This window comes from Variovorax sp. 10N420 (assembly GCF_056394705.1).
Genome location: NZ_JBFTIJ010000013.1, coordinates 20,103 through 39,186 on the forward strand (window position 1 = coordinate 20,103; position 19,084 = coordinate 39,186).

The window sequence follows — 19,084 nt, forward strand, 5'->3', positions numbered from 1 at the left end:
CGTCAGAAATGCCTTGCCAGCCGGAGCATCGCGCTCTGGTCGACGTAGCCTTTGGCGGCGCGCAGGCGGTATTCGGCCTTGAACTCCCAACCCGAATTCTTCAAGAGTTCGAGGCCGGCGGTCACGTCGCCGTAGACCTTTGGCATGTTGCTCGTGATCTGGAACGGCTGCATCGGGAACTCCGCCAGGCTCACGCTCACCTTGGCATCGCCGCTCAACACTGAGCTGACGCCGAACGCCAGATAGGGCCGCAATGTGGCGTCGTCCAGGTCGACGCGACCCCCGATCTCGACGCTTGGCGTCGCCATCCACGTGGTACTGCCGGTCGAGCGATAGGCGAGATCGAAAAGCCCGGCTCCCGTTTCGCGATAGGCAGAGCTGCGCTCATAGGTGGCGTCGAGATCGACATAAGGCTTCAGGTACCAGGTGTCGAAGTCGATCTGATCGGAAACGCGGGCGCGAGCGCCCCCGAAGTAGGCCTCCGGCTTGCCGGTTGCGCTGGCGAAGAAGCCGGGCAGAACGATGCTGCGCTTCTGGGTCGAGCTTTCGTAGCCCGCGAACAGCGCTCCGGCAAACTGCCAGGGGCCGGCTTGACGCTTCAGTGTGATGCCGCCTTGCGCGCCGTCGCTCGACGCCGTCACGGTCTGGTCGCTCGACGTGGTGTGGGTCCGGGTGTAGTTGAGGGAACCGCCGAAGAACCAGTCGGGGGCAATCTTCTTCTGCGTTCCGATCTGGTAGATGGCCTGGTTTCTGCGATATCCGACGTCCTCGCTCGTGGTCGAACGGTCGGCGCTCGCGCCGAGCACGCGCCCCCACGTGCATTCGCCCTCGGCAAGTCGGGTGCTGCCATCGACAAAGGAGGGACAGCTCATCAACCGATTGAGAAATGCATAGTTCTCCTGGCCGCGGCCGCTTGCCCGAGCGAGGGAGACGTCGGAGGCGATGGTGCCGAGCGCATGCACGTAGGCGGTCGAGTCCTTGATGCCCGTGAGAGTGCCGAACAGCGGCGCCGCCTTCACACTGCCGGTATCCCACAGCGCCTGCAGATGGCCGGCAACGGCGGCCTGGTCACTGTTGAGAGCGATGCCCTGCGGCCTGAAATTGGCGTTGACCGAAATCAGCACGTCGTGCTTGTCCTCACTGATTCGCAATGGATAGGCGAAGACCGGGGAACGATCGGCCACGCTCAACTCGACAGAATGGGCGGGGATCACCGGATCCGAATGGATGATCGTCAGCGCGGTATCGCGCACCGGGTTCTGCGTGAGCGGCGTGACGGTGCCTCCGAAGTAGGACGCCTCGCTGCTCGAGAGACGATCGCTCTTTCTGTTGGCGAAGTCGAGATCGGCGGCCAAGGTACCCGACGAGGTCTGGTTGAACTTGCCGTAGGTCAGCCGGGTGGTCGTGAAAACGCCGGGGCCACCGGGGCTGAGCGTGCCAGCGTTGTTCAGTGCGCCCCACGTGATGTAGAGGTTGTCCCCGCTCTGGAAGGTGGCCCCTGCGCGATTGTTGAAGTTGCTGCCAATGCCTGATCCTCGTCCGATGTCGACATTGCCTGCGATCAGCCCATCGTTGTTGACCACGGTTTGCCGGTCGGTCGCGATGGCTGTTCGGCCAGAAACGGTTCCGGCGTTGTTGATGGTGGTGACATCCGTGGTGATGGCCAGGATGCCGATGCCTGAACTGCGATTCGCCATCACGTTCGCGCCCTTGTCGATGGAGATGCCGACGGCGCTCCCGAGCAAGGCGTCGCCGCCGGCCCTGCTGCCCATGCTGATCGCCGCAATGGCCGGGGAGCCGGCCCCCATCGCGGAAACCGTCGCGCCGGCGTGAAGGTTGACCTCCACGGCCGCGCCGGCGTTGACAGGCGAAGAAGGGTTCAGATGGGGCGGGGTGCTCAGGAAAACACCGCCGTCCCTGAAAACAGCGCCGCCGCCCAGGCTCATCGCAAGAATCGCGGGGGCGTTGGCGCCACTGGTGGCGACAACGCTTGCCAGGCCGGCGCAAGTCTCGCCGGGCGCACAACCGACATCCACCGCGACGCTGCCACCGCTGCCGACGCTGCTGGACACGTCTGAGCGCTGCACCATGCCCAGCCCATAGTTGACTGAGGCCGCGTCTCCCGCGATGCCACCGCCACCGCCCACGCTCTGCGCGAGGATGCCGATCGCACCACGGCCCGCCGTTTCCAGGTGGCCACCGGCCGCGACCTTCACCGTGACTTGTCCGCCATTGCTGTACTCGAGCTCGTTCGCGCTCGTGCCATGCAGCGTCAGGGTGCCCGGCTGTGTTGTGAGCCCCGCGATGCCACCGCCGCCGCCAACGCTCTGTGCCACGATGCCGTGCGAGTCCTGCCCGGCTGTTCGAACCGCGCCATTGAGCACGACCGACGCAGCACCACCAGAGCCCGATGAATCGCCGCTCCCGCCGAAGGTCAATGTCGTGGGACCCGCGTATGCCTGGCCGGCGCTGGTCAGCGCCACGTATCCGCCGCCATTGCCGATGCTTTGCGCCAGCACGCCGAAAGCCAGGTTGCCGCTGGTCGAAGCCGCGCCATCGAAGGTGACCTTCACGGCGCCGCCGCTGGTCGGCGCGCCGAACTGACCGCTCGTGACGCCGAGACTGACATTCGGCGCGGCCAGCAAGGCGCCTGCCTGAGGGCTGACTGCGAGACTCGCGATGCCGCCGCCACCGCCCACGCTTTGCGCCACGATCGCGTGAGACAGCGTGCCGGTGGTCGTGATGTCGCCCTTCCCTTTCACCGTAACGTCCCCGCCCTGGATATGCGGTGTTGCGGTGAAGTAATCCTCCCTGCTCAGTTTCCCGCCGAGCGAGATGCTCGGCGATTGCCTTTGCCGATCGGCGCCCAGACTCGTTGCGGCACTGCTGTCGACGTTGACCAAGGCAACCCCGCCGCCGCCGCTGACGCTTTGCGCCAGGACGCCGATCGAATCATTGCCTTGCGTGCGAATGGCGCCGCCGGTCAGCACTGTGACCGTGCCGCCATTCATGTCGCCTTGGAACATTGGCGTGAAGGTTCGGGTCGCCCCAAGCGCAATCGACAACGGATTCTCCGCGCCGCCGGCCAGCGCGGAGAATCCCCCGGCGCCGATCGCGTCGGTCGAGACATCGGCCGTTCCGCCGCCCCCGCCGACGCTTTGCGCCAGCACGGCAGGAGAAGCGCCGCCCCGGGTCGAGATGCTGCTCGTGCCGGCAGAGGCATCGACGAGCACGGGGCCGCCGTTGCCGTCCGCGCCGTTGCTGCCGCCGACATTGACAGCGACGCTCCTTGCCATGGACAGTCCCTTGCTTCCCAACAGATCGAGGATCGTTGTGATCCTGTCGAGGATCTGCTCGGCAGACGCGCCACCCTGCTGCTTCACCACGGCTTCGAGGCTCTGGTCGGCCATCGTGCCGGTTCCGCCACCGCCGCCGATGCTCTGGGCCAGCACGGCTGGCGAGGCGAAAGCGCTCGTGGCGACCGTGCCCGTGTTGTTGATCGTGACGCTTCCACCATTGCCGCCGAAACCACCGAGCCCGCCGATCGCCATGTTGAGACCGATGTTCGGCGACAGCGAAAAGGCGCCGCTGACAGCGCCCGAGGCCGCTGCGACCATGCTGTCGATGCTCGACAGCAAGCTCGACACGCCGGAGGAATTGATCGCGCCACCTTGGCCGCCGCCACCCGCAATACTCTGCGCGACGATGGCCGGGGCGCTGGCGCCGCTGGTGACCACACGGCCGTCGTTCGTGACTGTGATGTCGCCGCCATTGCCGCCCCCGGCGCCATCTCCGCCGACTCTCGCGTCGAGGGCGTACGTGAAGGACGCCAGCTTGAGGCCGGTGGGGGCGGTCTCCAACCAGCTCGCGACCTGATTCACGGCGCCCAGGAAGGCCTGCGGCGATCCCATGGTCGGCGAGAAGGAGTGCGAGTTCTCCTCCTGCACGAGACCGCCGCTGCCACCGCCGCCACCGATGCTCTGCGCCAGAACGCCGATCGACTGGTCGCCTGTGGTGCTGATAGCACCGGACTTGTGGTTGCCGATGTTGACCGTCGTTCCCTGGCCGCCGGCACCGCCATTGCCGCCGACGGTGATGCCGGCGCTGATGGAGATGTCGGATGCGCCGACCACCGTCGGCCGAAGCGGTGCCGCCGCCGTGCCGCCATTGCCGCCGCCACCGCCGATGCTCTGCGCCAGGATGCCAAAGGCCCGGGCGCCCGTGGTCGCCAATTGGCCGCTGGTGTTGATCCCGATCGTGCCGCCCATGCCGCCGGTGCCACCCGAACCGCCGACCGTGTGCTGGATGCTGGCTGCACCGGAAGGAATTTCCGGGCCGAGGTCGGGCGCGATCGTGGCCTGCGTCGAATCCGCGAAAGCACCGTTGCCTCCGCCGCCGCCGATCGCCTGCGCCACCACCGCAATGCCAAGCGCGCCCGCCGTGCTGATGCCCCCGTTCTGGTCGAGCGTGATGGCCAGCCCACCCGCCTGGCCGCCACCGCCGCCACTGCCGCCGATGCTCATGGCGACGCCGGTCAGCACTCCGACGGAAACCGCGCTTGCCGAGCCTCCTTCGCCACCACCCCCGCCAATGCTCTGCAATGTCAGGCCGGATGAACCTGCGCCCGTGGTCACGATCCGTCCTGACGCTTTAAGCGAGATGTTGCCGCCGCCGCCGGCCGCCCCGCCGCGACCGCCGATGGCCATGGCGGTGATGACGCCGGTGCTGTCGGCATCCCCGCCTGCACCACCGCCGCCGCCGATGCTTTGCAGCAGGATCGCATCGCTATGGTCACCACCGGTGGTGATGCCGCCGCTGTTCGCGATGTCCAGGACGCCACCCGTGCCCGCATTGCCGCCGTTGCCGCCGCCGACAAAGAAGGCGCCGTTGCTGGCCGCGCTCGCCCCGCCGCCCCCGCCGACTGCGTGGGCAAGAATTCCTGTCGAGTTTTGTCCCGATGTCGTGATCGAACCGCTGTTGTTGATCTGGATGGCCGTCGCCCTGGTGCTTGCGCCGGCGCCGCCGTCGCCGCCGTGGCCCGAAATGCCGCTCGCCCCGCCGATGCCGCCGCTGCCACCTTTGACGATGGCGGTGATGCCGTTCGAATTGATCCCAGTCGTCGAGATCGACCCCGTGTTCGCGATGACGACCCCCTGCGGCGTGCCGCCGGCGCCGCCGTTGTGGCCCGAGCCCCAGGAGCCAGGGCCACCGTTCGAGCCGTTGCCGCCGGTGCTCGCCGCCAGGATGCCGGGCGACATCGTCCCGCTGGTCGAGATCCATGCGCCGTTGGTGACGGTGACAAGGCCTGCGTCGCCACCATTCGCGGCCGCCACGTCCACCGGGTCGCCGGAGGGAACGGTCAGGGCATCGCCGCCGGTCGAGCGGGCCAGGATTCCCAGCGTCCTGTCGCCACGGGTGCTGATGCTCGTCCCGTCTTGCGTGGTGACGGTGATGTTCCCCGCCGCGCCGCCCCGGCCCGTGTAGCTGTGGCCGCCGAAATCACCGGTGTGGACGCCGGGTCCGCCCTGTCCCCCGATCGATTGAGCGCCGATACCCGCGCCAAGCTCGTTCGGGTAGGCACCGGTCCGGGCCGAGGCACCGACCGAGAGCGCGGAATTCCCGTTCAGCGTCACGCGGACCTCACCAGCGTTGCCGCCGTTGCCCGCATTCCGTTCGGCGCCGAACGTTGCGATCGCGCTCTCTTGCCCGGTGCCGCCCATCGACATTGCCGAGATGCCGTAGCCGGCCGCGAAGATCGTCGAGCCCGTGAGCGTCAGCAGGACGGCATGTCCATCGGCCCCATTGCCGTGGTCTTTTCCGTCCCCCCACTTGCCTCCATCGCCGCCCTTCGAAACGCCGACAAGCCCGGCGCCGGCGGTGCTGAGGATGGAGCTGCTCTGGACCGTGTAGTCGATGATGCGGCCGTAGCCACCGTTGCCGCCCCAATGGTTCTGGCTGGTGCTGACCTCAGCGCCGTCGCCGCCATTGCCGCCGCTCACGTCGACCGTGACGCCGGCGCTGCCGGTTGCACTGATGTTCAGGCCCGACTGCGTGAGGATGAAGTTGTCCGTCGCGGGGGCGCCGTCGGAGCCATTGCTATCGCGGCAACAGGTGCCATTCGCGCCCCGCCGGTCCCAGAAGATGGCGCCCGATTGCGCGGACACCGGTCCCGAAAACACCAGCATCGCCGCTCCAACCAGCACGACATCTGTCCACACGACCGTGCGACCGAAATTCATCGCGCGCGCAACACCTGCACGACCGCTTGCAAGACGGCACTCGAGCGCTGGGCAAACAGCTGGAACGGTGCGCCGGTGCTCCCTTCCGCGCCCGTCCAGTTGTACGTGAAGCAGAAGGAAACAGGCACACCGTCGACCACCATGCGGCCCGGAAAGCTCAGCGCGTGGAAACCTTCCCAGTCGATGCTGCCGCCCTTGCCATAGGCCGCAATGTCGGGGGGCACGATGACTGAAATGGCATCTGCCATGGCCAGGATCCGCTTGTATTCGGTCAACGCACCGCTGTTCGGAAAATACGGGCTGCCCAGCGTCTGTCGATACCAGTTCACCATGTCCGTCGCTGTGCTGCGCATCGATTCGGTGTCGTTGACCGCCGGCCGTGCATTCGGATTTGGATCCGGGATCGCATTCAAGCCATTCCAACCCAGATCGGTACCGTGGGGCGCACCTGACAGGTACGAGAAGAACAGTCGCGTCGAACCGGGAATCTGCGTGTTCGCCAAGCCCGCCCGCGTGATCAGCTGACGCACTCTGGGCGCTTGCACCGCTGCAAATGCGATGTCCGTCGCGGTGTTGTCGCTGTGGGAGATCATCGCCTCGAGAACGCTTCGAAGAGGCATCGTCCCGTTCATGTGCTGGAGCACGGGACTCCCGGGCGAGCGCACCGCGTCGCTGACCACCTGCTGCGTGTCTCCTGTCAGGCCGTTGAATTGATTGGCGGTATCGATGATCGATTGCGCGAGCACGAAGGTCTTGACGGCGCTGCCGACAAACAGCTGGCGATCTGGCTGCCAACCGCCCCTCCACGCCCCGCCGGGCGCGTCCACGTGGACGAGGCAATGCGTGGTGTCGGGCGCCATCGCCCCGAAGCTATTGATCGCCTCCGTCACCGAGACAGGGCTCGCCGCAGTGACTGCGGCGGCTTCAGCGCTGGAGCCCCCGCAGCCGGACACCAGGGGCGCGGCGAGCACTGAGGCCGTCAGCTTCAGCGCGACGCGTCGTGCGTTCGAAATCGGAGGAATGAGGGGAATGGGGGGATGCATCGATGATCAGTTCCGGTTGGCGCTCCGGCGGGACATCGGCGTTGCATCTCTGTCGACCGGTAACCACACAAGAGTAACCAATAGTCACAAGCTCCCTCAATCCCCGAGAATAGGTAAAAGCGTCGCCCCACCGTTCCTCCATGCAATCCCATGCCACAGCCCCACTCGAAGATGCCCAACCGGTCGCATTGAGTCCGGCCCTGATCGTGGAGGACGACCCGCTGATGCGGGACCGCCTGCGCCTGCTTCTTTCCAATCTCGGCGGCGACGACCGGCAGATTGCTGTCGCAGACAGCGTCGCCGCGGCGCAAGAACTGTTCAGGAAGCAATCGTTCAGCATCGCCCTCGTCGACATTGGCCTGCCCGACGGCAGCGGCGTCGAACTGATTGCATGGCTGCAGGCTCACCATCCCGACGTTTCAGCGGTGGTGATCTCCGCCTGGCGCACTGACGAAGTGATTTTTTCGGCTTTGCGCGCGGGCGCCATCGGCTATCTGCTGAAAGAGCGCGACGACCTCGAACTCGGCATCGCACTGCGCAATATCGAACAAGGCGGCGCACCGATCGATCCCTCCATTGCACGGCGCATCCTTTCATGGCTCACGGCCAGTCCGGGATCGCCACAACCGCAACCCCTCGCAGTGCCTCCCGCCGCGGTCCTCACCCCCCGCGAGCGCAAGATCCTCGAACTTGTCTCCCAAGGCCTCAGCAACCGCGACATGGCCGAGACACTGTCGATCTCCAGGTTGACCGTGGAATGCCACACCAAAAACATCTATCGCAAGCTCGCCGTCAACTCGCGCACCGAAGCCGTCTATCAAGCGCGAAGGCATGGCTTGCTGCGCTGATCGGCGCCTGCATCGTCTGCATCGCCCTGTGCGCAACCGGCACAGTGCGCGCGCAGCCCGCGCCGGCACTGCACGTCGAGGCGGCACGCGGCTCGGGCTGGCTCGATGCGACACCCCCAACCGACGGTTGGACCCCGGTCACCCTTCCGGACACTTGGGCCTCGCGCTGGCCCGGCTTTGACGGTGTGGTCTGGTATCGCCTGACCTGGGACCAGCCGGCCCCGGTGCACGAGACCGGGCTGCTGCTGGTCTACCTCAACATGGCCGGCGTTGTGTCTCTCAACGGCATGTCGATCTGGCGCGACAACAGCCTCGTCGAGCCGCTCACTCGCGCCTGGAACACGCCGCGCTACTGGCTCCTGGCGCCGCCGCTGCTGCAACAGGGCACCAATACGCTGCTGGTCCGCGTGTCCGGTCTGTCCGCCTACCAGGCGGGGCTGGGCCCCGTCAGCCTCGGCCCGCCCGCCGTCATGCAGGCGCAGTACGAGCGCGAGCGCATGCTGCGTCGCGACCTGCAGGTGCTCGGGCTGGCCATCAGCGCCGCAGTCTCGGCCTTTTTCGGTGCGCTGTGGCTGATGCGCCGACGCGAGACAGCGTATGGTTGGTTCGCGCTGATGTCGGTGCTGTGGCTCCTGTTCGGCTTCAACCAGGTCGCGACCAGCCCATGGCCGTTTGCGACCAACGACGCGTGGCAGGCGCTCAACACCTCGCTGTTGCTGGCGTTCGCCATCTCTTTCATGGTCTTCACGCTGCGCTTTTGCGGGCGGCGGATGCGGCGACTCGAAATCGCGGCGCTGCTTCTTGTGGCCGTGGGCTGGGCCGACCTCTGGTTGATCGGCCCGCCGTCATTGGCGACGCACCGCGCCGTCTGGACGCTTGTCGGTGGCCTGATCACGATCGCCGTGGGCTGCACAGCAATCGTGCAGGCCTGGAGAACGCGCGAGCGCGCCCTCGTCGCGCTGGCTCCGTTCATGGCGGTTTCCGCTTCGGCCGCCACGCACGACCTGCTGGCGTACACGCAGGTGATCGACAGCAATATCTACTACGGCACCATGTCCTCGTATGCGCTGCTGCTCGGCATGGCGCTGATCCAGGCCGGCCGCTTCGTGAACAGCCTCAGGCGCATCGAGAACTTCAACACCGAACTGATCGAGGAAGTGAACGCCGCCAAGGCCGAATTGGCCGCCACGCTGGCTCAGCGGCACGCATTGGAACTGGCGCACGCGCGTATCGGCGAACGCGTGAACCTGGTCAGCGACCTGCACGACGGACTGGGCGGCATGCTGATTGGCAGCATCGCGACACTGGAGCGCACACCGGAGAATCTCTCGGCACCCCAGTTGCTGGCAATGCTCACGAGCCTGCGCGATGATTTGCGACTGATCATCGATGCCAGTAGTCACGACGACGGCACCCCCGCGCTGGGAGACCTGCTTGTGCCGCTGCGCCATCGACTCACCGAACTGCTGGATGCCAACGGCATCGATTGCCGGTGGCAGTTGTCGGGCATCGAGACTCTGGTGCTCGCACCTTCGCAGAACCTCGAAATCTTGCGATTTCTGCAGGAAGCGCTGACCAACGTGCTCAAGCACAGCGGTGCCAAGCGAGCCGATGTGTCGCTTTCCAGATCGGGGGCAGAACTCTGCGTGGGCGTGCGCGACGATGGCAAAGGCTTCACGCTTGACGCGGCGCGACGGGGAAGCGGCGCCGGCCTTCGCAGCATGCACGCGCGAGCGCGCCGGCTCGGCGGCGAACTGATGCTGGAGTCGCAGCCGGGCCGGACAGCGCTTGCTCTGCGCATGCGCTTCACTGGGCCACCGATGTGATGGTGCCGTTTGTCGACACTTTCGCTCTTCCTAAGCATCCACCAATGACAGCTGGCCGAAGCCAACTGACGACAACCAACGGCACGTAAACGCCCCATTGCGGTGGCTTGGTCGCAGAACATGGGCGGCAGGGGGACAGCTTCCATGACGCATGCCGAGACCCGGCCGTTCAATGGTGAAGAATCTGGGCGAAAATTTTTGTGCCCGCTCGGCGCGAGGGCTACTGAAAAATTCCCGCGGCGAAGCGGACTTGGAGATGGCGCCCCGTCGGCCACGAAGATGCCGCGGTCAGCTATGGCTCGGGCGAAACCCATTTCGTGCGTGACGCACACCGTCGTCATGGCGGTGCAACTCGTCGAGCAGGTCGCGAAGCTTGGCGAGAGCAACTCTCATTGACGACTGACTGATCTCCAGCCGCTCCGCCGCTCGAGTGACTTGGCGCCCGGCAACGTCCCAAATGATGCGAAAGCGCTGAACGCTGCATCAAGAGCGGTTTCAAGCTTGACGGCGCTGCCGCGCCCCTGCTTCAGAGTGACGCGGAGCTATGACGCCCAATGGCATCTTGTCAGCCGCATTGGCGGCATTGGCAACGAAGCCTACATCTTGCAGTCAAGCGACGCAGCGGGCACCAGCGCCGGGTCATATCGCTGTTCCACGACGGGCCGCAGCGCGCCGTCCACCTTCTTCACGCGCGCCACGTAGTTGGGCAGGACGAGCTGGTTGTCCTCGGAACGCATCCGCACCGAACCATAGATGGTGTCGATCGTGGTGCCGCGCAGCGCCTTGCTCACATCCGCCGGCTTCACGCTCCCGGCCTTGGCCACACCCGCGAAGATCACCTGGGCGCCGTTGTAGGCCTGGGCTTCATTGTCGGTGGGCACGCGCTTGTACTTGGCCTGCCATCCGGCAACGAATGCCTTGTTCTTCGGGGTATCGATGTCCGCGGTGTAGGACGTATTGCCTTGAACGTTTTCCAGCGCGGTGCCGCTGCCGTCGATCATAAAGTTCATGATCAGCGCATGACCGATCAGGCGCTTGCCCGGTGTCAAGCCGAACTCCTGCGCCTGCTTGGCGAAGGCAATGGCATCGCGGCCGACCTCCGCCACCCAGATCGCTTCGGCATCGGAAGCCTTGAGCTGGGCGATGTAGGGAGAAAAGTCTTTGGTGCCCATCGGCGGGTAAAGCGCCAGGACGACGTCCTTGCCGTGCGACTTGACGGCCTTGGTGAACGACTCGCCGGAATCACGCCCCCACACGTAGTCGGCGGCAAGCACGGCGAACTTCTTCTCCTTGAAGGTCGGCGCCCATTCCTTGATCATGGCCAGGTCCATGGCATCGGAGTGATTGGTCCGGAAGCTGCGCGGCTTGCAGCTGTCGCCGGTCAGCTTGTCGGACTTGCTCGCCACGACGAAATAGGCCGCATCCCAGCGTTGCAGGTTCTGCGCGATGGTCAGCGAGATGGACGAAGGGATCGCGCCGATCAGCAGGTTGTAGCCGTCGCGCGCCATCTTCTCCGCCACGCGGCGGCCCGCGTCGGGCGTGCTCTCGTCGTCGCCGAGCTGTACTTCAACCTTGCGGCCGTCGATGCCCTTCGCGTTGGCCTCTTCGATGGCGTACTGCACGCCGCGGATCACTTCGGCCCCCTGCTGAGCGAACACACCCGACTGGGAGGAAACCAGGCCGATCTTGATGGGAGGCTTGTCCTGCGCGAGCGCAGACAAGGGCAAGGCGGCGCAGACGGCCAGTGCCGTCAAGGCACCTCGAGGGGGAATTCTTCTGAACACTACGAATGTCTCCTTTGAAAAATGAGCCCGGATGGGGGCGTACGGTGGATACGGAATGCGGGATGCGCGGCGGCTGCGCGGGTCAGACCATCACGTGTCTATGCAGTTCTTCGATGCCTTCGGGCGCCACGCGCCCTTCAGCGATGACCGAGCCTTTGGCCATGGCCAGGTACCGGTGCGCGACGCGCACGACCAGGCTCATGTTCTGTTCGATTAGCAAGAGCGCGGTGCCCTGGTCCGCCACCTGGCCGAAGATCTCGGCGAGCTGATCGACGATCACGGGCGCGAGCCCCTCCGTGGGTTCGTCCAGCAGCACCAGCGCCGGGTTCGACATCAGCGCGCGGCCGATGGCCAGCATCTGTTGCTGGCCGCCCGACAAGGCGGTGCCCGGTGTGTGCGCGCGCTCCAGCAGAACCGGAAAGAGCTTGTAGATGGCGTCCGTGGTCCACGGCCCCTTTCGACGCACGGCAGCACCGAGCCGCAGGTTCTCCTCGACGGTCAGGTTGGCGACGATGCGACGGCCTTGCGGCACCACAGCAACGCCAAGTTGCGCGGCTTCGTATGCCTTGGGACGCAGGAACGTCTTGCCCGCCACTCTCACCGTACCGCCGCGCAGGCTGGCCACGCCGAGGAGCGTGTTGACCACCGTGGTCTTTCCCACGCCGTTGCGTCCAATCAATGCGACTCGCTCGCCGGCGCCGATCTCCAGGTTCAGGTCATGGAGGATGTGCGCCGCGGCGTAGCAGGCGTTGACGCGTTCGAATTGAAGCAGGCTCTTCATGCCGCGCTCCCCAGGTAGGCTTGACGTACGCGCGGATCGGCGCGCACTTCGGCAGGTGTGCCGCTCGCGATGACGCGGCCGAGTTCAAAGACCGTGACCGCGTCGGAGATGCCGAACACCACGTCCATGTCGTGCTCCACGAGCAGCACCGAAACCCCGCGCCGTTCGGTAAGCGCCTGGAGGTGATGCGCGAGGTCGCGGGATTCCTGCACCGAAAGCCCCGCCATGGGTTCGTCCAGCAGCAGCACCACCGGCCGACCCACCAGCGCCAGCGCCAGATCCAGCCGGCGCTGCTGGCCGTAGCCCAGGTCGGCGGCGAGAGTGGCGCCCAGCGGGAGCAGGTCCAGCTCGGAAAGGATTTCGTCCGCATCCTGCGCCGCTCCGGCGATTCCCATTTGCTGCGACGCCAGCACCACCTGCTTGCGCACCGGCATCTGGCCGAAGATGCTGGTGCGCTGGAACGATCGCGACAACCCGCGTCGGCGCCGCTGTTCGACGCCCTGCGTCGTGATGTCTTCGCCTTGCAGCGCGATGCTGCCGCGCGTCAGCCGCCGGCGTCCGGTGATGGCGTCGATCACTGTCGACTTTCCGGCGCCGTTGGGGCCAATGAGGCCCCGGATCTGCCCCGGCTCCAGCGTCAGTTCGACGCCGTCGACCGCTTTCACGCCGCCATAGTGGATGGCCACGTCGCGGGCTTGCAGTATCAGTTCCGTCATGAATGTCTTGCCCTCAACGAAATGCCGTTCCGCGCGAAGCGGCGGACGCGGCGGCGGAGGTCCCGGTCCGTCGCCGCACCAGGCGCTGCAGGGCACCGACAAGCCCGCGTGGCGAGAACACGATGGTGGCGATCAGCGCGGCGCCGAAGATGGCCATCCAGTGGTCGGCGTAGCCGCCCAGGAGATCCTTGAGCACGAAGTAGACGATCGCGCCGAGCGGCGGCCCCCACAACGCGCCCTGCCCGCCCACCACGACCATCATCAAGGCGACGCCGGACACGCTCCAGTGCAGGTTCTCCGGCGAGACGAAGCCGGTGTTCAACGCCGCGAGCACGCCGGCCAGCGCGGTGACCCCGCCCGACAAGGCGAACACCGCCGCCCTGGGCAGCAAGGTGCGGATGCCGATGAACCGGGCGCGCTCCTCGTTGTCGCGCACGGCCTCGGTGATGGCGCCGAAGCGCCCTCGCAGCAGCAGGGTGAGCGCGGTCAGGGTCAGCACCAGGACGGACCAGCACAGCGCGAACATCGCATGCGGCTCGGTCAGCGCCGAGGTCGAGACACCGAACAAGGTGTTCGGCCAATTGATGTTCATGCCGTCGGCGCCGCCCGTCAGGCCGCGCGAGCGGGCGGCCGTGAGGAACAGCATCTGGCCCACCGCCAGCGTCAGCATGCCGAATGCGATGCCGGGCACGCGAACGAACACCAGCCCGAGCAGGAAGGCCACAGCGGTAATGCCGAGCAGCGTGAGCACGATCGCGGCCTCCGCCGGCACAACACGGGTTTCCAACAGCACGGCCACGCTGTAGCCGGCACAGCCGAAGAAGGCCGCATGGCCGAAGCTGACCAGTCCGCTCTGGCGCAACAGAAGGCCGACGCCCAGGGCGAACACGGCGAAGATGACGGCCTGCGTGAACAGGGACAGGAGAGTGGCCGAACCGGCGTACGCTGCAGCCGCGCCGCCCACGAGCAGCGCGGCTGCGGCGTACGCCGCGATGCGGGAAAGGGAGATCGTCATGGCAATGCGCTCCTCAGGTGCGGCTGCCCGCCAGGCCCGCGGGCTTCCACAGCAGGACGGCGATCATCAGAGCGAAAGGCAGGATCGCCGAAGCGTCGGGAAGGTAGACAGCACCGATCGACTGGATCAGCCCCAGCACCAGCGCGGTTGCGAATGCACCGGACAGGCTGCCGAGGCCACCGATGACGACGACCACGAAGGAGTCGATCAGCACGTCGCTGCTCATCGAGGGCGACAGCGCGAGAAACGGCGCGGCCACGACACCGGCCAGCCCGGCCAGCGCCGTGCCGACGCCGACCACGGTGGCAGAGAGCGCATCGGTGTTCACGCCCTGCATGGCCGTCGTCGCGGGATCAGTGCTGGCCGCGCGCACGAACAGCCCGGCACGCGAATGGCGCATCCACAGCGTCAGGCCGAGCGCCACCAGCAGCCCGACGGCCATGACGCCGATACGGTAGGCCGGCACGGGCGTGCCGAACAGGTCGACCGAGGTACTCAGCAGCGCGGGCGCCGGCACCGACAGGTTGTCCTTGCCCCAAAGGGTCTGCACGGCGTCCTCGATGATCATGAGCAGGCCGAACGTGACGAGCACAACGGTGAGCGGATCCCGGTCCTGCAGCAGACGAAAACCGAACCGGTCCAGGCACACGCCCAGCAGCGCCATCAGCGCCGGCGCGGCGACCAGCGCGACCCAGAAGTTGCTATAGGTAGCGATGCTGTAGCCCAGGTAGGCGCCCAGCATGTAGAGCGAGCCGTGGGCGAAGTTCACCACCCGGCGCAATCCGTAGATCAGCGCCAGCCCGGAACACATCACGGTCAGCAACGCGCCGTAGACCAGGCCGTTGAAGATGTTGATCGTCAGCATTTCATGTCTCTCCTCTTCTTGTGATTCGGGTCAGCCAGCGAGCGCCGACTCGGGTGCTCCCAGCGCCAGCCAGCCGCCGTCGACGTGCAGCGTGGTGCCGGTGATGAAGCTGGCCCGCGCCGAGGCGAGGAACGCGATCGCTTCGGCGACCTCGCCCGGCGCCGCGAGGCGTCCCATGGGTGTGCGCGCGTTGATCGCCTGGATGTCGAGCGCTCCCTTGCGCTCCAGTTCTTCCACCAGCGCGGTGCGGACATAGCCCGGCGCGACCGCGTTGACACGCACGCCTCGACGCGCCCATTCGCAGGCCATCGCCCGCGTCATGGCCAGGATGCCCGCCTTGGCCGCGCCGTAGGCGTTGCGCGAGGGGATGCCGCCGAACGCGGCGATCGACCCGAGGTTGACGATGGAGCCGCTGCCGTGCGCCAGCATGGTGCGCCCGGCCTCGCGGCTCATCAGGAAAGTTCCGCGCAAGTGGACCGACAGCACCCGGTCGAAAAGCTCGACCTTCTGCTCCACGGTGGGCGCGGCCTGCTCGCCGATGCCCGCGTTGTTCACCAGCACATCGACGCGGCCGAAGCGCGACGTCACGGCAGCCAGCGCCGAGGCCACATCGTCGGCCGATGTCACGTCGGCACGCAGGCCCAGATGCGCGGCCCCCAGCTGCGCGGCGCGATCGCGCGCCACTTCTTCCCGCAGGTCGATGAGCACGACATGCGCGTGTTCCTCCGCCAGCCGCTGCGCGGCGGCCCAACCGATGCCGTCGGCAGCGCCCGTCACAACCGCGACCGATTCATGACCCCTTCGCGGGTCTTGCGTTGTCTTCATGGGTTCCATCGGGCGCTCAGCGTTCTTTCGCCCGGACGCTGGGCATGGCAACGCGCCTGATCAACCGCGTTTCCTGGGCAGTGATGAGATGTCCCGATGCCTGCAGGTAGGCCGGGAAGTCCGGATGGGCGTCGCGCGCGCCGCAGCGCGCCTCGTAGTCGCCCAGGCTCGCATAGGCCCAGAGGTGCACGAACTGATTCTGCGGGCCGACCTGGCTCACATACATGCCCACCGGGTTGCCCAGCGTCTCCAGCAGGACGGGCATGGCGAGGCGATCGAACACTTCCAGGAACTCGGGCATCTTGCGAAGCGCGATCGTGTAGATGCGATGGTCCACCAGGGGCAGCGCATGCGCGTCGAGGATGGATTCAGCGCGCATGCCGCACCACCTTCGCTTCGCTCGTCGCCCGCAGGCCGGCAACGGCCGGGATCTCCGTGCGCAACGCCGGCGTCCAGGCGCCCGCGACATAGCGTCCCGTGATGTAGCCGAAGGTCATGATGGGTCCCAGGGTTATGCCGGCGCCCGGGTAGTTGCCCCCCATGACGCTGGCGCGGTCGTTGCCCACCGCGAACAGCCCCGGGATCACCTCGCCATCCTCGCGCAGCACCTCGCCTGCCACGCTGGTGCGGATCCCGTCGAAGGTCCCAAGATCTCCCATCCAGAGCTTGAGCGCGTAGTACGGGCCCTGCCCGATCGGGCCGACCGCCGGATTGGGCTTGTGCTCGGGGTCCGCGAGGTAGCGGTTGAAGGCGTTGCCGCCGCGGCCGAAGGCAGGGTCTTCGCCGCGAACCGCATGCACGTTGTAGTCACGCACGGTGGCCTCCAGCCCGGCCGCGTCGATGCCCGCGCTGGCCGCGAGTTCTGCCAGCGTGCGGCCCTTGTTCAGGTATCCGTTGCGCACCAGGCCGCCCAGCGGCATGGGCGAAGGCTTGGCGTAGCCCAGGCCGTACTTCCCGATGGTGGCCGCATCGCAGATGAGCCAGGCCGCCGTCTCCTTCTGGTCCTTGCAGGCCTCGATCATCGCGGCGCCGACATCGTGGTACGAGTCGGATTCGTTGGTGAAGCGCTTGCCGTTCCTCGTCACGCCGATGACGCCGGGCTTGTAGCGGTCCAGCAGATGCGGGAACACGCCGAACTTGCCGCCGCCCAGGGGCACGCGCGACACCGGCATCCAGGCCGCCGCCTGCCGGTAGCGGATCGGCACGGTGCCGCCGGCCGATTCGGCCAGGCATGCTCCGTCGCCCGTGTTGCCCGTGGGGACGGGCGACACGTGTTCGCCTCCTCTTGCCACATGGGGGTAGGCCTTTTTGAGCCGCTGCACATCGTGCGAGAAGCCGCCCGCAGCCAGCACCACGCCTTTGCGGGCCAGGATGCGGACATCCTTGGCGTCCTTTTGCACCACGGCGCCGACCACGCCGCCTTTCTCCTGGATCAGCGCCTTGCCCGGCGTCGAGGTCCAGATCGGGATCTTCAGGTCGAGTGCCGACCTGGCCAGCCGCGCCGCGAGCGCATTGCCGCTGGTCACGTTGGTGCCGCGGCGGTAAAGGATCAGTTCCTTGACATGGTTGAGCAGCCGCCGGGCGACGTACACGGCCGAGGTCAGCGACTTCGTCGCGCGGAAGAAGTGCTTCAGGTCTGCGTTGGAAGAGTTGAACATCATCCCGATGAAGGTGATGGTCTTGAGCGGCGGGCGCAGCCTGGCCATGTCTTCGCCGAGTTCGCGAATATCGTAGGGCGCAGCGAGGATCGAGCGCCCCACATCCACGCCGCCCGGCGCCGTCGGGTGGTAGTCGGGATAGAGCGTCGGCACGAACTTGACCGTGGTCTCGCGCTCGAAGAAGTCGACCATTCCGGGTCCCTCTTCAAGGAAAGCCTCGGCCTGCTCGGCATCGAAATGCGCGCCGGCTTCATGGCGCATGAAGGTGCGCGCGGCGTCGATGCCGTCCTTCGCGCCGGCGCGCGCCGACACCGCATTGCCCGGCACCCACAGCACACCGCCGGAGAAAGCCATCGTGCCGCCGAAGACCGGCTCTTTCTCGACCACGATCACGTCCAGGCCGTGCTTACTGGCGGTGATGGCGGTGGACAGCCCACCAGCGCCTGCGCCGATGATCAGCAGATCGCAGTGGATCTCGTTGGCGCTCGTGTTCATGCGGAAACTCCCTCGGTCGTTGCCGCGCTCTGGTTGAAGCCCGGGCGCGGAACCAGATCCATCAGCATGGTGTCCATGCCGCCGTCGACCAGCATCTCGGCGCCGCTCATGTAGCTCGCGCGATCGCTCAGCAGGAACAGCACGGGGTTGGCGATGTCGATGGGTTCGCCGATGCGGCGGCTCGCCGTCACTTCCGCGCGCCTTTGCTCGAAACCGGGCTCCTCATAGAACTTGGCGGACAGCGCCGTGCGAATCATTCCGGGGCAGACGGCGTTGCTGCGGATGCCCTGCGGCCCCCACTCGGCGGCCATCTGCCGCGACAGCAACAGCACGCCGGCCTTGCTGGCGCTGTAGGCGCCGCTCCCGGTCTGCGGGTTCAAGCCGGAAATGGAGGCGGTGTGCACGATGCTGCCACCGCCCTGCGCGCGCATCTGCGGCGCGAAGCTTCGGGCGCACAGCAGGTAGCCGGTCAGGTTGACCGCCAGCACCTGGTTCCATGCGTCCAGCGAGACCGTTTCAAGAGGCGAGGAGCGCAGCACGCCGGCGTTGTTGACCAAGCCGGCGCACGGTCCCAGCGTGTCGTGCACCCGTTGCGCCGCAGCTTGCACCGCAGCTTCGTCCGCCACGTCGCACGCCAGGCCGACGGCGGTGCCGCCGGCGGCAGTCAAGGTTCGCGCGAGACCGTCGACGGCATCTCCGTCGCGGTCCAATAGCGCGACGTGGGCGCCTGCGCGGGCCAGTTCTGTCGCAATGGCGGCGCCGATGCCGCTGGCCGCACCGGTGACAACGCAGACCCGGCGAGCCAAGCCCAACCAACCGTCGGAAAGAGGAAACTGCATGAATGGGGCTCCATGGAGCACCCGACAATTCCGGCCGCGCGAAATGCAAGGCAAGAGACCGCAGCACCGCATGCGGCTTGTTCGTCGAGGTGTCTCCGAATGATTTGCCCCGGATCGTAGGTTTGACGCGTTGTCCGCTCAATCGACAAA

Annotated in this window: 13 protein-coding genes; 2 read left to right on the forward strand and 11 right to left on the reverse strand. The window is 66.7% G+C overall.

What is annotated here, in order from left to right:
* Nucleotides 1-2 precede the first annotated feature (2 nt).
* A complete protein-coding gene (locus tag AC1DEK_RS25240) occupies nt 3-6,239 on the reverse strand; it encodes an autotransporter outer membrane beta-barrel domain-containing protein (RefSeq protein ID WP_478128051.1) in 6,237 nt (2,078 codons plus the stop codon).
* Nucleotides 6,236-7,282, reverse strand: coding sequence for a serine hydrolase (locus AC1DEK_RS25245; RefSeq protein ID WP_478128052.1), 1,047 nt, complete (start codon nt 7,280-7,282; stop codon nt 6,236-6,238). Before AC1DEK_RS25245 ends, AC1DEK_RS25240 begins: the two co-directional genes overlap by 4 nt.
* 140 nt (nt 7,283-7,422) lie before the next feature.
* Here AC1DEK_RS25245 and AC1DEK_RS25250 point away from each other — a divergent pair, with 140 nt between their 5' ends.
* Nucleotides 7,423-8,130 carry a response regulator gene (locus AC1DEK_RS25250; RefSeq protein WP_478128053.1) on the forward strand — a complete coding sequence of 236 codons (708 nt, stop codon included), beginning with the start codon at nt 7,423-7,425 and terminating at the stop codon, nt 8,128-8,130.
* Entirely contained in the window at nt 8,040-9,956 is a 1,917-nt protein-coding gene (locus AC1DEK_RS25255) for a sensor histidine kinase (protein WP_478128054.1), read from the forward strand. The genes AC1DEK_RS25250 and AC1DEK_RS25255 overlap by 91 nt, the downstream gene beginning before the upstream one ends.
* Before the next feature lie 596 nt (nt 9,957-10,552).
* Here the strand turns inward: AC1DEK_RS25255 and AC1DEK_RS25260 are convergent.
* The 9 genes from AC1DEK_RS25260 to AC1DEK_RS25300 form a co-directional block, all read right to left on the reverse strand.
* Nucleotides 10,553-11,710 carry an ABC transporter substrate-binding protein gene (locus AC1DEK_RS25260; RefSeq protein ID WP_478128055.1) on the reverse strand — a complete coding sequence of 386 codons (1,158 nt, stop codon included), beginning with the start codon at nt 11,708-11,710 and terminating at the stop codon, nt 10,553-10,555.
* A 112-nt stretch (nt 11,711-11,822) separates the two neighbouring features.
* Nucleotides 11,823-12,521, reverse strand: a complete 699-nt coding sequence (locus tag AC1DEK_RS25265; protein WP_478128056.1) for an ABC transporter ATP-binding protein — start codon at nt 12,519-12,521, stop codon at nt 11,823-11,825.
* Nucleotides 12,518-13,237 carry an ABC transporter ATP-binding protein gene (locus tag AC1DEK_RS25270; RefSeq protein WP_478128057.1) on the reverse strand — a complete coding sequence of 240 codons (720 nt, stop codon included), beginning with the start codon at nt 13,235-13,237 and terminating at the stop codon, nt 12,518-12,520. The genes AC1DEK_RS25265 and AC1DEK_RS25270 overlap by 4 nt, the downstream gene beginning before the upstream one ends.
* A 13-nt stretch (nt 13,238-13,250) precedes the next feature.
* Entirely contained in the window at nt 13,251-14,252 is a 1,002-nt protein-coding gene (locus AC1DEK_RS25275; protein WP_478128058.1) for a branched-chain amino acid ABC transporter permease, read from the reverse strand.
* Nucleotides 14,253-14,265: 13 nt separating this feature from the next.
* Nucleotides 14,266-15,117: a branched-chain amino acid ABC transporter permease gene (locus AC1DEK_RS25280; RefSeq protein WP_478128059.1), complete on the reverse strand. Its 852-nt coding sequence runs from the start codon at nt 15,115-15,117 to the stop codon at nt 14,266-14,268.
* Between the two features lie 30 nt (nt 15,118-15,147).
* Nucleotides 15,148-15,942 (reverse strand): SDR family NAD(P)-dependent oxidoreductase, encoded by a 795-nt coding sequence (locus tag AC1DEK_RS25285; RefSeq protein WP_478128060.1) that lies wholly within the window; start codon nt 15,940-15,942, stop codon nt 15,148-15,150.
* A 16-nt stretch (nt 15,943-15,958) separates the two neighbouring features.
* On the reverse strand, nt 15,959-16,321 hold the full coding sequence (locus AC1DEK_RS25290; RefSeq protein ID WP_478128061.1) for an NIPSNAP family protein: 363 nt from the start codon (nt 16,319-16,321) through the stop codon (nt 15,959-15,961).
* Complete coding sequence (locus AC1DEK_RS25295) at nt 16,311-18,095, reverse strand: FAD-dependent oxidoreductase (RefSeq protein ID WP_478128062.1); 1,785 nt, start codon at nt 18,093-18,095, stop codon at nt 16,311-16,313. Before AC1DEK_RS25295 ends, AC1DEK_RS25290 begins: the two co-directional genes overlap by 11 nt.
* Nucleotides 18,092-18,934: an SDR family NAD(P)-dependent oxidoreductase gene (locus tag AC1DEK_RS25300; protein ID WP_478128063.1), complete on the reverse strand. Its 843-nt coding sequence runs from the start codon at nt 18,932-18,934 to the stop codon at nt 18,092-18,094. The genes AC1DEK_RS25295 and AC1DEK_RS25300 overlap by 4 nt, the downstream gene beginning before the upstream one ends.
* Between the last annotated feature and the right edge of the window lie 150 nt (nt 18,935-19,084).